The 12,998-nt window shown below is 54.2% G+C and carries 16 protein-coding genes; 15 read left to right on the top strand and 1 reads right to left on the bottom strand.

The features are described from left to right. Positions 1-160 precede the first annotated feature (160 nt). From ACFPDR_RS16600 to ACFPDR_RS16620, 5 genes are all read left to right on the top strand, one after another. Positions 161-1,087, top strand: coding sequence for an SPFH domain-containing protein (locus ACFPDR_RS16600; protein ID WP_009454414.1), 927 nt, complete (start codon positions 161-163; stop codon positions 1,085-1,087). A gap of 14 nt (positions 1,088-1,101) precedes the next feature. Next, the gene (locus ACFPDR_RS16605) at positions 1,102-1,554 is read left to right on the top strand and encodes an NfeD family protein (RefSeq protein WP_083053598.1); all 453 of its coding nucleotides are present in this window, start codon (positions 1,102-1,104) and stop codon (positions 1,552-1,554) included. 23 nt (positions 1,555-1,577) lie between these two features. After that, the gene (locus tag ACFPDR_RS16610) at positions 1,578-2,336 is read left to right on the top strand and encodes a class I SAM-dependent methyltransferase (RefSeq protein ID WP_083053597.1); all 759 of its coding nucleotides are present in this window, start codon (positions 1,578-1,580) and stop codon (positions 2,334-2,336) included. Positions 2,337-2,409: 73 nt separating this feature from the next. After that, positions 2,410-2,940 (top strand): WG repeat-containing protein, encoded by a 531-nt coding sequence (locus ACFPDR_RS16615; protein WP_376911522.1) that lies wholly within the window; start codon positions 2,410-2,412, stop codon positions 2,938-2,940. Between the two features lie 45 nt (positions 2,941-2,985). Then, positions 2,986-3,225, top strand: coding sequence for a DUF333 domain-containing protein (locus ACFPDR_RS16620; RefSeq protein WP_026482686.1), 240 nt, complete (start codon positions 2,986-2,988; stop codon positions 3,223-3,225). Positions 3,226-3,264: 39 nt separating this feature from the next. On the opposite strand, the gene ACFPDR_RS16625 is transcribed toward ACFPDR_RS16620, so the two are convergent. Beyond that, positions 3,265-3,558 (bottom strand): hypothetical protein, encoded by a 294-nt coding sequence (locus ACFPDR_RS16625; protein ID WP_003800394.1) that lies wholly within the window; start codon positions 3,556-3,558, stop codon positions 3,265-3,267. A gap of 258 nt (positions 3,559-3,816) precedes the next feature. On the opposite strand from ACFPDR_RS16625, the gene ACFPDR_RS16630 reads away from it, so the two are divergent. From ACFPDR_RS16630 to ACFPDR_RS16675, 10 genes are all read left to right on the top strand, one after another. Next, positions 3,817-4,755 (top strand): carbohydrate kinase family protein, encoded by a 939-nt coding sequence (locus tag ACFPDR_RS16630; RefSeq protein WP_376911525.1) that lies wholly within the window; start codon positions 3,817-3,819, stop codon positions 4,753-4,755. Positions 4,756-4,797: 42 nt separating this feature from the next. Then, positions 4,798-4,968 carry a hypothetical protein gene (locus ACFPDR_RS16635; protein WP_021446650.1) on the top strand — a complete coding sequence of 57 codons (171 nt, stop codon included), beginning with the start codon at positions 4,798-4,800 and terminating at the stop codon, positions 4,966-4,968. Positions 4,969-5,559: 591 nt separating this feature from the next. Beyond that, positions 5,560-5,805 carry a DUF333 domain-containing protein gene (locus ACFPDR_RS16640; RefSeq protein ID WP_060185794.1) on the top strand — a complete coding sequence of 82 codons (246 nt, stop codon included), beginning with the start codon at positions 5,560-5,562 and terminating at the stop codon, positions 5,803-5,805. A 231-nt stretch (positions 5,806-6,036) separates the two neighbouring features. Further along, positions 6,037-7,959, top strand: a complete 1,923-nt coding sequence (gene thrS, locus ACFPDR_RS16645) for a threonine--tRNA ligase (protein ID WP_009454405.1) — start codon at positions 6,037-6,039, stop codon at positions 7,957-7,959. Between the two features lie 46 nt (positions 7,960-8,005). Next, on the top strand, positions 8,006-8,530 hold the full coding sequence (infC, locus tag ACFPDR_RS16650; RefSeq protein ID WP_080584954.1) for a translation initiation factor IF-3: 525 nt from the start codon (positions 8,006-8,008) through the stop codon (positions 8,528-8,530). Between the two features lie 128 nt (positions 8,531-8,658). Then, entirely contained in the window at positions 8,659-9,621 is a 963-nt protein-coding gene (gene gshB / locus ACFPDR_RS16655) for a glutathione synthase (RefSeq protein WP_060185793.1), read from the top strand. Then, the gene (locus ACFPDR_RS16660; protein WP_009454402.1) at positions 9,618-10,025 is read left to right on the top strand and encodes a PTS sugar transporter subunit IIA; all 408 of its coding nucleotides are present in this window, start codon (positions 9,618-9,620) and stop codon (positions 10,023-10,025) included. Before gshB ends, ACFPDR_RS16660 begins: the two co-directional genes overlap by 4 nt. A gap of 35 nt (positions 10,026-10,060) precedes the next feature. Beyond that, positions 10,061-10,330 carry an HPr family phosphocarrier protein gene (locus tag ACFPDR_RS16665; protein ID WP_003800381.1) on the top strand — a complete coding sequence of 90 codons (270 nt, stop codon included), beginning with the start codon at positions 10,061-10,063 and terminating at the stop codon, positions 10,328-10,330. A 60-nt stretch (positions 10,331-10,390) separates the two neighbouring features. Beyond that, entirely contained in the window at positions 10,391-12,103 is a 1,713-nt protein-coding gene (gene ptsP / locus ACFPDR_RS16670; protein WP_170978612.1) for a phosphoenolpyruvate--protein phosphotransferase, read from the top strand. Positions 12,104-12,421: 318 nt separating this feature from the next. Next, on the top strand, positions 12,422-12,907 hold the full coding sequence (locus tag ACFPDR_RS16675; RefSeq protein WP_026482678.1) for a hypothetical protein: 486 nt from the start codon (positions 12,422-12,424) through the stop codon (positions 12,905-12,907). The last annotated feature ends 91 nt before the right edge of the window (positions 12,908-12,998 follow it).

Below are 12,998 nucleotides of genomic sequence, written 5' to 3' on the forward strand. Positions count from 1 at the left end.
GCCCCTTTCGTCTAGCTTGTCCGCATTTCTCTTTAGCTCCTGCCCGGTCAAATGGGGCATGGATAGGCTATAGGGCGGTCAAACATCCGCTTTAGCAGATCTGTCATTAAGGCTGGGCTAGAATCGCTTTTTTAGTTGTGTTCTTGGAGATGGTGACGACATGAGTGGCTCCTTTACTTTTGTGGTGATGTTGGCGTTCTTGGCTGTGGTCGTGGTGATGGCTGGGGTCAAAGTTGTGCCTCAGGGCCAGCAATGGACGGTCGAGCGCTTTGGTCGCTACACCCGCACCCTGACGCCGGGCTTGTCCTTGCTGGTCCCTTTTATGGACCGCGTGGGCCGCAAGCTCAAAATGATGGAATCCGTGCTGGATGTTCCCTCGCAAAATGTGATTTCCCGCGACAACGTGGCCGTGACGGCTGACGGTGTCGTGTTTTATCGCATCGACAATGCTGCCCAGGCTGCCTATGAAATTGATCACCTGGAAATGGCGATTGTGAACCTGACCACCACCAACTTGCGTTCGGTCCTGGGTTCGATGGAACTGGATCACATGCTGTCCAATCGCGAAGTGATTAACGATCGCCTGCTGGCAGCGGTGGATGCAGCGACGACACCTTGGGGGGTGAAAGTTACCCGTGTGGAAATCCGTGATTTGAATATGGCTCCCGAGTTGCAGGAAGCCATGAATCTGCAGATGACGGCTGAGCGTCATCGTCGTGCTGCCGTGACCAAGGCCAGCGGCCAGAAAGAAGCCGAAGTGCTGCAAGCCGAAGGGGAGAAGCAAGCGGCTGTGTTGCGTGCGGAGGGTGAAAAGCAATCCGCTATCTTGCGTGCCGAAGCGCGTGAGCGTGAAGCTGAGGCTGAAGCCCGTGCAACCCGCGAAGTCTCCGAAGCCATCAAGAGCGGTGACGTGCAGGCCCTGCAGTACTTTGTGGGCCTGAAGTATGTGGAAGCCTTGCGTGATGTGGGCACGGGCCCCAATAGCAAGCTGGTGCTGATGCCTTTGGAGGCCAGCGGCATTACCGGTGCGGTGGCAGGTGTGACCGAGCTGCTCAAGACCACCGGCAGCAAGTTGGGACAAGGCTAAGCGGATAGCTGGAGGTGCTGATCTTGTCATTCATTTTTGATTCCTTTTGGTACTGGCTGGTGTCTGGCGTCGTGCTGATCGCTGCCGAGGTCGTCATCTCTGGCGTCTATCTGCTGTGGCTGGGTTTGGGGGCTTTGACGGTGGGCTTGTTTGCCGCCGCCTGGCCGGATGCTCCCTCCTGGTTGCAATGGCTGATTCTGGCCGTGGCCATGTTGGGGTGGGTGGTCGTTGGTGTACGTTGGCAACGACGCAGCCGGGCCAATCAGCCTGATATTTTGAATACCGGCTTGAGCGCCTATGTGGGGGCTCGCGCGCAGGTCAGCGAAAGCTTTGTGAACGGCCGTGGACGTATTCGGCTCAACGATAGTTATTACAGTGCCACAGCGGCCCAAAATCTGGAGCAGGGCGCTGCGGTTGTGGTCTTGGCGGTGGAAGGCGCCGAAATGCGTGTTCAGGCTGTTGAGTAAGACAAATAGCAGGATGTAGAACAATGATGAACAATCGCTACGGCAAGCTGGCTTCTTTGGTATATCACCTGGACAAGCCGGTAGGACGCTCTTTCGGGGATGTGGAGTACTACCTGGAGCGCTTGCAAGGCACAAGCGGACCCATTCTGGAACCCGCAGTAGGCACAGGGCGCATTCTGATTCCCTTGTTGCAGGCGGGGCTGGATATCAGCGGCTTCGATCTGTCGCAGGAAATGCTGGATTATTGCCACCGTGAATTGGAACTGCGTTCTTTGACGACACAGCTTCAACTGGCCGGTTTTACGGATTTCACAGCAGACCGCTCCTTGGAGGCGATTGTGGTGCCGGCTGGCTCTTTTCAGCTTCTGGATTCGTTTGAGCAAGGCATGGCCGCGCTAAGCCGTTTTCATGCCAGCCTGAAGTCAGGTGGGCGACTGTTGCTGGATCTGGACCCGGTGGCGGCGATTTTGAGTGTGCATCCAGGCATGCGGACTTGGTCGGCCGCTCCGCATGGGCTTATTACTCTCAATGCCACCGCCTTGGACAAGGACTATTGCGCTCAGGTAAGCCGTGAAATGCATCGCTACGAGTTGTGGGAGCATGGTGTCTTGCTGGAAACCCAGCTGGAACAGTTCTCGCTGCGTTGGTGGGGTGTTCAGGAACTGCGCATGGCGCTGGAGCAAGTGGGTTTTGGCGAGATTGTTATCTCCGGCGGGTATCAGTACGGCAAGACACCGCAGGACACTGACGGAATTATTTCGTTTGAAGCGCGCAAGCTGTAAGACTGGGACTGGGACTGGGCTTGGTGCCAGTAATCGTATTAGTGTGGTGGCTAAGGTGGAAACTGTACGCGCTATGAGCAATGGCATGGGTTCGTACATGGATACTGGTGCGGCAACAGCAACAGCAACAGCAACAGCAACAGCAACAGCAACAGCAACGGTAATTGCAGGGTTGCAAGCTGCTGGACTGGGATCCGGGCGTCGGGTTGTTTCAACCCTGTTCGCTTTGATGTTGGCGCTACTGCCTGTATTTGTCCCCGTCGCTCAAGGGCAAAGCCTGATACAGGATGAACAAGGCTGGGTTTATGTGAATGAAAGGGGCGAAGCAGTTCTGCGTCCCTTTATTTACGACAACGGCCCTGATTATTTTGAAGAGGGTCTGGCTCGTTTCGTCGCCAAAGGGAAAATGGGCTTTCACGATCAATCATTGAAAATCTGGATTCCGGCCCGTTACGATTTTGCCTTTCCTTTTGTGGATGGCAAAGCCAAGGTCGGCATGGATTGCAAGCTCATTCCACACGGTGAACATCATTCAGTTCACTGCCAGCACTGGGAAAATATTTCCAATCCTTTGACAGCACCAAAAAATCAACCTGAAAACTAGTCCGTGCACAGTACACTGCAGTACAGAGTTTATCCGGAGAACACGATGAAGAAATGGGGAATCCTGGGACTGGTCGGCGTCTTGTCTGCTTGCGCCAATCAAGCCTCGACACAGCCACCCGTAGGTATTGCCAATCCGGCCTCGGCTTATTGCGTGGAGAAGGGCGGGCGTTTGGATATCGTCAACACACCAACAGGGCAAGTGGGCATGTGCACCTTGCCGGATGGCACGGTGATCGAGGAGTGGGAGCTGATGCGCCGTGACCACCCTTCGGCAAAGTCCTGATGCCAGATCATAAAAGCCAGCTATTTGCTGGCTTTTATATTAGCGTTCGATACGGACCTCAAAGTACGCTTCGGACTCGCCCAGATCACGAAAGCCATCACTCATGGCGCGCGTGGCGGCGGCAATCCATTTTTTGGCCAGGGCAATGTCTTCCCCGGACAATTCCGTCTCTGCCGTCTCTTCGGCCAGTTGCCACGCTCGATAGGCCTGGACCACGGCCTCCGGGCCTTGCATGACTTTTTCTAAGCTGCGGCGAAAACGCTCCTCAGCCTCGCGGCGGCCGCGTTCGGTGATATCGGAAGGAGCGTCGTGCAAAGTGATGGTATAGGACATGATGCTTCTTTTTGCTGTATGGATGAACAGTAATTTAGCATGTCTTTTTATCTTGAGCCAGATTTTTGTGATGTCTGTTGCATCAACTATTAGTCGGCTTCTTCTGCGCCCCCAAACAGGCTGAAAAGATGTGTGCGCTTGTTCGACTTTGCACGACTGGCCCAGCTCTGATTTTCCACCATAGACTATCGGCTTGCGCCTGTGGGTATACTGCTCCAAGCAGATTCATGCTCTCTTTTTTCATGGCCGAGGTTCAGGGTGCAGCTTGTAGCGATTGGCAGTATTACCGTTGATATTGTGGTCTCAGGCATGCCAGCCGAGCTGGCGCGTGGCGACAAGCAGGAAGTGAGCTCGATCGACTTGTATCCAGGTGGTGGGGCGCTTAATGCGACAGCCAGCTTCATGGAGCAAGGCGAGTCGGTTCGGCTACTGGGGGCGCTGGGTCGAGACGGCTTGGGTGAGCGTTTGCGTTCACATATCGAGCAGTTGGGAGTGGACGTCAGCAGTATGCAGATCTGTCCTGATCAGCCCACCGGTAAAGCCATCGTCCTGGTCGAGCCGTCCGGCAGTGCTTCGGTGCTGGCACGACGTGGGGCAAATGCCTGCCTGCGTGTCCAGGCTCAAGACTTGCAAGCAGACCTGATTTATGTGGCTCCCTTGGCCTTGCAGCCTATGGAAAGCGTGGCGCAGGCCTTGGCGGAAAGAAGGGAGACCTCGGCCTGCCTGGTGGTAAATCCCAGTGTGGCGTGTTTGCAGCATCAAGGCCAGGGATTCAAGCAGGTCTACGCACGCGCAGATGTGCTGGGCCTGAATGCGGTGGAGGCCCAAATGCTGGCAGGCGTTCAGGACGCCGATATTCAGCTGGAATTATCGATTCAGGAAGCGTGCGAGCTGGCTGCGCGTCTGCAGCATCACCCTCAACAAGCCTTGTTGATCACCTTGGGTGTGCAGGGGGCGGTGTTGGCTTTTAATGGTCAGCAGTATGTGGAGCCTGTGTGCAAGGTGGCGGTGTGCTCAACGGTGGGGGCAGGGGATGCCTTTCTATCCAGCTTTGCCCTGGCCTGGAAACGGGGTTTGGAACCGACAGAAGCCTTGAAGCTGGCCAGCCAGGCAGCGGCGGCACGATTAGGACAGTGGGCGGCCAATACCTTTCCGCCCATGTTCGGACAAGGCGCAGCGCAAGCCCTGACTTTGTAAATACCAAAAGCACAGCAAAACAAATCACAAAGGGGAGAGGATATGGCAGCCACTATCATTATTATTGGCTTGTATCTGCTGGTGACAGTCCTGCTGGGCGTCACACTCTGTTATACCCGTCCCAAGACGTGGAAACGAGATACGGCTTTATTAATGATTACCCCCTTGGCTGTTCCTGTGGTTTACGCCATTTTTACAATGCTCAATGGATAAGGGGCAGGCACAAAACGTCTTTTCCTGGCCTTTTGTTGCATGTTATGCACTTTTGCGAAGTTTTTTGCCGCAAAAGTAAGCTTGTGTAGCCTAATCCTAGTCTTTGTGTTGTCTCTGTGTCGGATCTTGACAATCGTTGACTTCATGTTCTGAAAGTGGCCCGCTACCATACTCTCAAGCTTGTTTTAGTTGGGACTTTGGGATGTACGCCATGATTAATGCCTCGAATCTGATCGATTATGTACCTATGGTATTAATGCTGGCTGGCTGCGGTATTTTGGGCTTTATTTTGTTGTCTTTTTGGCTGCATCGCTCTTGATCTACACCCAGCCTTGTCGTGCTTTGCAATAAAGCACCGATATTTACGCTTGATTTCAGCAGCTTCTTTTACCTGACGTGTTGCTTTTGCTGCACGCTTGCCTTCGCACACTTTTCATATCAAACAAGTGTAGTAAGCTACTTCCACGATCTGTTTCGCGACCAGCGCTTGAGGGTTTTAATCCTGCGCTAACAGCAGACGCGGCCTGGACAATCTTCATCTCGAATGATTTGTCAGGCATCAGCAAACATCAGGTCAAGGAGAAGGAAATCATGTTTTTCCGCTTAGTTTCTGCCTGTGCAGGTTCTTTGATGTTGTCGGCATGCGCCAGCTCCCCCCAAACGGCCACCAAACCAGTCGGGCAGGCCAATCTGGCTTCCACTTTTTGTCAGCGCATGGGCGGGCAAACCATTGTTCATGAAAGTGGACGTGGTGCCTACGGAACCTGCTTGATGAAAGACGGTTCGGAATCCGAAGAATGGGCCTTTTACCGTAGCTGGTATCCCCGTATGGACTGAATTCTTTGCCAAATGTGGTTTTTGTGGCGATACAACGCCGCGATAGCGGGCGAAGGTGATAAACTTATCCAATCAAATGTGTTATTTGGGAAGCAGAATCTTATGAACTCAACGCGAACTACCCGTCGGCAAATCTAGCCGTGGCCGCGTAGCGTTTCGTTTGCTTTCCAAGAACGTTCAATTCAAAAGCGCGGCTTTTTCAAGGCCGCGTTTTTTATTTCAGGAAGTGTTATGGTCCGAATCACACTGCCCGATGGCTCCCAGCGAGAGTTTCAGGGCCCGGTTTCCGTCAGCGAAGTGGCGAACTCGATTGGTACTGGCTTGGGCCGCGCCGCCCTGGCTGGCCGTGTCGGTACGCCCGGCACCGAGTCGCGTCTGGTGGACACCTCGTATGTGATCGACCAGGACAGCAATTTGGCCATCATCACCGCCAAAGACGCTGACGGTCTGGATTTGATTCGTCACTCCACCGCTCACTTGCTGGCTTACGCGGTCAAGAGCTTGTTTCCGGATGCCCAAGTTACCATCGGTCCGGTGATTGACAACGGCTTTTATTACGACTTTTCCTACAAGCGTGCCTTTACGCCCGAGGATCTGGAAGCCATTGAAAAGAAAATGGCGGAACTGGCCAAGAAAGACGAAGTGGTTACCCGCGAAGAGTGGTTGCGCGACGACGCCGTCGAGTTCTTCAAGAGCATCGGCGAGGACTACAAGGCAGAGATCATTGCCTCCATTCCGTCCAACGAGCCGATCAGCCTGTACCGCGAAGGCGATTTCATTGACTTGTGCCGTGGCCCTCACGTGCCATCTACTGGCAAGCTGAAAGTATTCAAGCTGATGAAAGTAGCCGGGGCTTACTGGCGTGGCGACAGCAATAACGAAATGCTGCAACGCATTTACGGGACTGCCTGGGCGACCAAGGAAGATCAACAAGCTTATCTGACCATGCTGGAAGAGGCCGAGCGCCGCGACCACCGTAAACTGGGCCGTGAACTGGATCTGTTCCACTTCCAGGAAGAGGCCCCTGGTCTGATTTTCTGGCACCCCAAAGGTTGGGTGATCTGGCAACAGGTCGAACAATACATTCGCCGTGTCTATCAGGACAATGGCTACCAGGAAGTGAAAGCACCGCAAATTCTGGATTTGTCGCTGTGGAAGAAAACGGGTCACTGGGACAACTACGCTGAAAACATGTTCACGACTGAGTCGGAGAATCGTGTTTACGGCTTGAAGCCCATGAACTGCCCCGGTCACGTGCAAATCTTCAATTCCGGTTTGCATTCCTACCGTGAACTGCCTATCCGCTACGGCGAGTTCGGTCAGTGCCATCGCAACGAACCCTCGGGTGCCTTGCACGGCATGATGCGCGTACGCGGTTTTACCCAAGACGACGGCCACATTTTCTGTACCGAAGACCAACTGCAAGACGAGTGCGCTGCCTTTACCGCTCAGTTGCAAGCCGTCTACGCGGACTTTGGCTTTACCGAAATTCTGTACAAAGTGGCTACTCGCCCAGAAAAGCGTATCGGTGACGATGCGGTCTGGGACAAGGCTGAACAAGCCCTGATCGAAAGCTTGCGCCGTACCGGCTGCGAGTTCGAGATCTCGGAAGGCGAGGGCGCTTTCTACGGTCCGAAGATTGAGTACACGCTGAAAGATGCCATTGGTCGTCATTGGCAGTGTGGCACCATCCAGGTGGACTTCTCCATGCCGGCCCGTTTGGGCGCCGAGTATGTGGATGCCCAGGATCAGCGTCGTGTGCCTGTCATGTTGCACCGTGCTATTTTGGGTTCCTTCGAGCGCTTTATCGGCATGCTGATTGAAAACCACGCCGGTGCCTTGCCTGCCTGGTTGGCTCCTGAGCATGTGGTGGTATGCTGCATTTCCGAAAGTTCAGCCGATTATGCTCAATCCGTGGCGCAAAACCTGAAGAAAATGGGATTCCGTGCCTCCTCTGATTTGCGTGGTGAAAAAATCACTCGTAAAATCCGTGAGCACAGTATGCAAAAAGTGCCCTATATTCTGGTCGTGGGTGAAAAAGAGCGTGAAAACGGCGCAGTCGCCGTGCGTGCGCGTGGTGGCGTGGACTTGGGCGTCATGCCAATAGCCGATTTTTCAGCACGATTGAAGCAAGAGATCGATAGCCGTCAGTAAAACAGGAACGCTATCGTTTTTATCGACATTTTTAGGAGTTTTCGACATCGCAACCGAGAAAAAACATCGCATCAATGGTGAAATTCGTATTCCAGAGGTGCGACTCATTGGAGTCGAGGGTGAGCAGCTAGGTATCGTCAAGGTGCCTGACGCCTTGGCAATGGCAGAACAGCATGATGTGGATCTGGTGGAAATCGCCCCTGCGGCTGTACCACCGGTGTGCCGTTTGATGGATTACGGCAAATTCCGCTATCAGGAACAGAAACGCCAACAAGAAGCCAAGGCCAAGCAAAAAATCATTCAGATCAAGGAAGTCAAATTCCGTCCCGGTACGGACGAAGGCGACTACCAGGTCAAGCTGCGTAATGTGAAGCGTTTTATTGATGATGGCGACAAGGTCAAAGTGACCTTGCGTTTCCGTGGTCGTGAAATGGCTCACCAGGAACTGGGTATGCGCGTACTGGAACGGATTCGCGACGAAGTCAGCGAAATCTGTCAGGTTGAAGCCATGCCCAAGCTGGAAGGCCGTCAAATGGTCATGGTCTTGGCGCCTCGCAAGAAAGCGTCCTGATACTCTTGCACGATACTGCCTGGATCCGCCCAGGAGCATTATGCGTCGCTCGACTCGCTCCCAAGTAGCGGGTCGGGCACAATCGCCTTTGCAGCCCGGCTGCAAAGGCGTTTTTCTCTAGGTGTCATATGCACGTTTTATTCATCATTGATCCCTTGCCCAGCCTGTCGGCTTACAAGGATTCCTCCGTTGCCATGATGCGTGCATTTCTGGCGCGTGGTCATCGCGTCAGCGTGACCTTGCAGTCTGATTTGTACATTTCCCAAAGTCGGGTTCGTACGCGCAGTCAGGCTGTCAGTATTGCTGCAGATGCCGATTTGCGTGCGCCTTCGTGGTGGACACATCCCGAGCCTGCCACCGAGCAGGAATTGAATGTCTTTGATGCAGTCATCATGCGTAAAGACCCGCCTTTCGATATGGAATACTCCTATTCCACGCACTTGCTCAGCTTTGCGCAGGAGCAGGGGGCCAAGGTATTCAATTCAGGCGCGGCCATTCGCAATCACCCTGAAAAACTCGCTATTACCGAATTTCCGGAATTTACCCCACCCACCTTGGTCACCCGGGACATGGCCCGCTTGCGTGCCTTTCACCAGGAACACAAGGATGTGATCGTCAAGCCGCTCGATGGCATGGGCGGCATGGGTATTTTCCGTCTGCAAGATCCCGAACCCAACCTGGGTGCGATTCTGGAAACGCTGACAGCCAATGGTACGCAAACCATTATGGCGCAGCGCTACATCCCTGAAATCGTCAAGGGTGACAAGCGCATCCTGATCATTGACGGCGAACCTGTACCTTACGCCCTGGCTCGCATTCCCTTGGCGGGCGAGACACGCGGCAATCTGGCCGCAGGTGGCCGCGGGGTTGCCCAGCCATTGTCCGAACACGACTGGCACATTGCCCGTACGCTGGGCCCTGTGCTGGCCGCACGTGGCTTGTTGCTGATTGGTTTGGATGTGATTGGTGACTACGTCACGGAAATCAATGTGACCAGCCCAACCTGTTTCGTTGAAATTACTGAACAGACCGGCTTTGATGTTGCGCAGCGTTTTGCCGAGGCCGTCGAAAAAGCGACGGGACGCGCGTGATTCGCCTTGCCTTGATCATGCACGAGCCCCTGGCCAGCGCGTTTGCCAGCTGTGCCGAGCACGTCCTGGGCGAAAAGCCCGATCTGTTTGTCTTTGACATTCAGGCCGACGAATGCACGGATACGGCGGTAGACCGCTTGCTGGGGCAGCTGCAAACGCAAGCGCCGGACTCGCCCGCCACACTGATACTGTGTGACCTTTACGGTGCCACCCCCTTTAATGTGGCACGTCGAGTCCAGCAAGCTTTGCAAGATCAAGGGCAGGGCGCTTATTTATTGACCGGCACCAATATGTGTATGGTGTTGAAAGCCTTGACCGAGCGACGTGACAATCCCGAGCAGTTCGCTCAGGATGTCATGGCAGGCGCATTGCGTGGCATTGTTCACGCCGACTGCCATTGCTAATTTGAATTTTCACTTTCATTTTTCCAGTTGCCCTTATGCCTAGCGTATCCATCACGATCAGTAATAAATTAGGTCTTCATGCACGGGCAGCAGCCAAGCTTACCCAGTTGGCCGGCCGTTATAGCAGTGAGATTTTTATCGCGCGTGGCTCTCAGCGCGTGAATGCAAAAAGTATTATGGGTGTCATGATGCTGGCCGCCGGAATGGGGGTCACTGTGGTTGTCGACGCCCAGGGTGACGATGCCGATCAGGCCCTCAATGATATTCAGGCGTTGTTTGACGCCAAGTTTGGTGAAAACGAATAAGGAAGAAATCTGGTCATGAATAGTGCTGCAGCTCGAACCCCGGCGTCTGATTTGTCCGCGATGTTTACCGCTCAAGGCCAAGCAGTCGGTAAGGGGTACGCCATTGCCAAGGCCGTGGTAATGAGCGCAGCAGCACTGGAAGTCCCTCATTACCGGATTGCCGCCGAAGACGTCGATTCTGAAAGCCAGCGCTTGTTAAGCGCCATGGCTAGCACTCGCGATGAACTTCGAGCCATGGTTGATCAGTTGCCTGTGGATGCGCCACGCGAGCTAGCTCCTATCTTGACGGTGCACAGCCTGCTGCTGGACGATCCCATGCTGACGCAGCAAACCTGCGCCATCATTGCCGAGCGTCACTACAACGCGGAGTGGGCACTGACCTCGCAAGGTCAGATGCTGGTCGAGCAGTTCTCCCAAATGGAAGACGAATACCTGCGCGAGCGTGGTGCTGATGTGCGCCAGGTTATCGAGCGCGTATTGCGCGTTCTGGCAGGCAAGCCTGCTTTGCTGCCTGGTTTTTCAGCCGCTCAGGAAGAGCCGCTGATTGTGGTAGCACGCGATATTTCCCCGGCAGATATGCTGCGCTTGCGCGGTGGTCATTTCGCCGGTTTTCTGACGGATTTGGGTGGGCCCACCTCGCATACAGCGATTGTGGCTCGCAGCTTGAGTGTTCCTGCTGTAGTGGGTTTGGGCAGCTTCCGCAGTCTGATACGCGATGGCGACTTTCTGATTGTGGACGGCTTCTCGGGTGCGGTAATTGTGAATCCGTCCGAGCAAGTGTTGGCCGAATACCGGGAGCGTCAGGAAGCCTATCGTCGCGAACGGGCCGAACTGGAAGAGTTGCTGGATGCGCCAGCGATGACGCTGGATGGGATTAACGTCCGCCTGGAAGCCAATATCGAGCTTCCCGAGGAGGCGGAGCTGGCTTTGAAAGCTGGCGCCGATGGCATTGGCTTGTTCCGCAGCGAGTTTTTGTTCATGGGACGCACGGATTTGCCTTCCGAGCAGGAACAGTACGAAGCGTACTCCCGGGTGGTAAAAGCCATGAAGGGCAAGGTCGTCACTATCCGTACACTGGATATTGGGGCCGATAAAACCCTGGATGGAGATGCTACGGTAGCGACTAACCCGGCCTTGGGCTTGCGTGCAATTCGCTACTGTCTGGACAAGCCCGAGATGTTTGCCACCCAGCTACGCGCCTTGTTGCGTGCCAGCTTGCATGGACAAATCCGTATTTTGATCCCCATGATTTCCTCCATGAACGAGGTGCATGCCAGTCGTCAGGCTATTGAGTCGGCAGCTCGGGAACTGGAAAAATCCGGTACCCCATTCGCACGCAACTATTTATTGGGAGCCATGGTGGAAGTGCCCGCCATAGCCATCGCCATTGAGCCCTTTGTACAGGAACTGGATTTTCTGTCCATCGGCACCAATGACTTGATTCAATATGTTCTGGCTGTAGACCGGGGCGATGCCGAGGTTGCCAGCCTGTACGACCCCATGCACCCAGCCGTCTTGCGTTTGATTGCACACACGATCAACGCGGCTGATCGTGCTGGCAAACCGGTGGCGGTCTGTGGGGAAATGGCGGGGGATGCGTCGGTGACTCGCATGTTGCTGGGGCTGGGCCTGAAAGAATTCTCCATGCATCCGCAGCAACTGTTGGATGTGAAAAAAGAAGTGCGTCTATCGCATTCCAATGCCTTGCGCGTGAAAGTGGCTAGTGCCTTGAACCGTGCCGAGCGCATCGATCTGGCCACCTTAGCCGCCTAAGTAATTGAAAACAGGCCAATTTAGTTGGCAAATATGTAACAAAGCCCGGCTGTAGTCCTATGAGGGATTCCATTTGTAACAACGTATCGGAACCTGGTCGCTCGCTAGGTGCTTGTTGTTAAAGGGTTTGTCATGAAGCTTGAGCTATATCGTCAGAATAATTGAAATCAGGATTTACACTAATAGATTGGTCTGCGTGCTCAGCACCGATAGAATGGCTTTTAGGGGAGTTGTAACAGACCCAAGGCCGAGCCGGAAGTCGCACCAGGCATCGGCCCATTCTATCTAGCGACCTTGGAATAGTAGGAAGGAAATCTTATGAAACTGACTCGTGCTCATTTTGCTGTCATGGCCGCTGCTGCTTCGATGACTCTTTTGGCTGCGTGTTCCAAAGAGGACGACAAAGCCGCTACGAGCGCGCCACCTGCTCCTGTCGCTGCTCCACAATCGACAGCACCTGCCACTCCACCCGCACCCGAGGCTGACAAGTCCTTGGAGCAAAAAACGGAAGAACTGAAGCAGGACGCCGCTAAAGTTGCTGACGACGTCAAAAAAGAAGCAGAGGAACAGAAAGAAAACGCCAAGGAAAATACCAACTCCTTGAAGGAAGATGCCAAGGCTGCTGGCGATAAAGTCGCTGAAAAAGCTGGTGAAGCCAAGGATGCAGTAGCCGATGCTGCCAGCCGTACGGGCGATGCCATTAAAGACGGCGCTGCCAAGGCTGACAAAGCCATCCAGGACAAGCTGGGTAATGGTGTTGATTCCTCGCCATCTTCCGTGCCTTCGGAACAAGCCAAACCTTAAGGCTTGAATAATTCGGCTGATTGTCTGGCCAGATGCAAAAAGCGGGTGCCTTTGGCACCCGCTTTTTCTATACTGCTGGTAGTGTCAATAT

Source organism: Alcaligenes sp. GCM10023179, from assembly GCF_042653705.1.
Taxonomy (GTDB): domain Bacteria; phylum Pseudomonadota; class Gammaproteobacteria; order Burkholderiales; family Burkholderiaceae_B; genus Alcaligenes; species Alcaligenes phenolicus.

Bases quoted from the DNA above. Each gene is read 5' to 3' on its own strand.
- ACFPDR_RS16600 (WP_009454414.1), top strand. From the start codon at position 161: ATGAGTGGCTCCTTTACTTTTGTGGTGATGTTGGCGTTCTTGGCTGTG.
- ACFPDR_RS16610 (WP_083053597.1), top strand. From the start codon at position 1,578: ATGATGAACAATCGCTACGGCAAGCTGGCTTCTTTGGTATATCACCTG.
- ACFPDR_RS16615 (WP_376911522.1), top strand. From the start codon at position 2,410: ATGAGCAATGGCATGGGTTCGTACATGGATACTGGTGCGGCAACAGCA.
- ACFPDR_RS16620 (WP_026482686.1), top strand. From the start codon at position 2,986: ATGAAGAAATGGGGAATCCTGGGACTGGTCGGCGTCTTGTCTGCTTGC.
- ACFPDR_RS16625 (WP_003800394.1), bottom strand. From the start codon at position 3,558: ATGTCCTATACCATCACTTTGCACGACGCTCCTTCCGATATCACCGAA.
- ACFPDR_RS16635 (WP_021446650.1), top strand. From the start codon at position 4,798: ATGGCAGCCACTATCATTATTATTGGCTTGTATCTGCTGGTGACAGTC.
- ACFPDR_RS16640 (WP_060185794.1), top strand. From the start codon at position 5,560: ATGTTTTTCCGCTTAGTTTCTGCCTGTGCAGGTTCTTTGATGTTGTCG.
- thrS (WP_009454405.1), top strand. From the start codon at position 6,037: ATGGTCCGAATCACACTGCCCGATGGCTCCCAGCGAGAGTTTCAGGGC.
- gshB (WP_060185793.1), top strand. From the start codon at position 8,659: ATGCACGTTTTATTCATCATTGATCCCTTGCCCAGCCTGTCGGCTTAC.
- ACFPDR_RS16665 (WP_003800381.1), top strand. From the start codon at position 10,061: ATGCCTAGCGTATCCATCACGATCAGTAATAAATTAGGTCTTCATGCA.
- ptsP (WP_170978612.1), top strand. From the start codon at position 10,391: ATGTTTACCGCTCAAGGCCAAGCAGTCGGTAAGGGGTACGCCATTGCC.
- ACFPDR_RS16675 (WP_026482678.1), top strand. From the start codon at position 12,422: ATGAAACTGACTCGTGCTCATTTTGCTGTCATGGCCGCTGCTGCTTCG.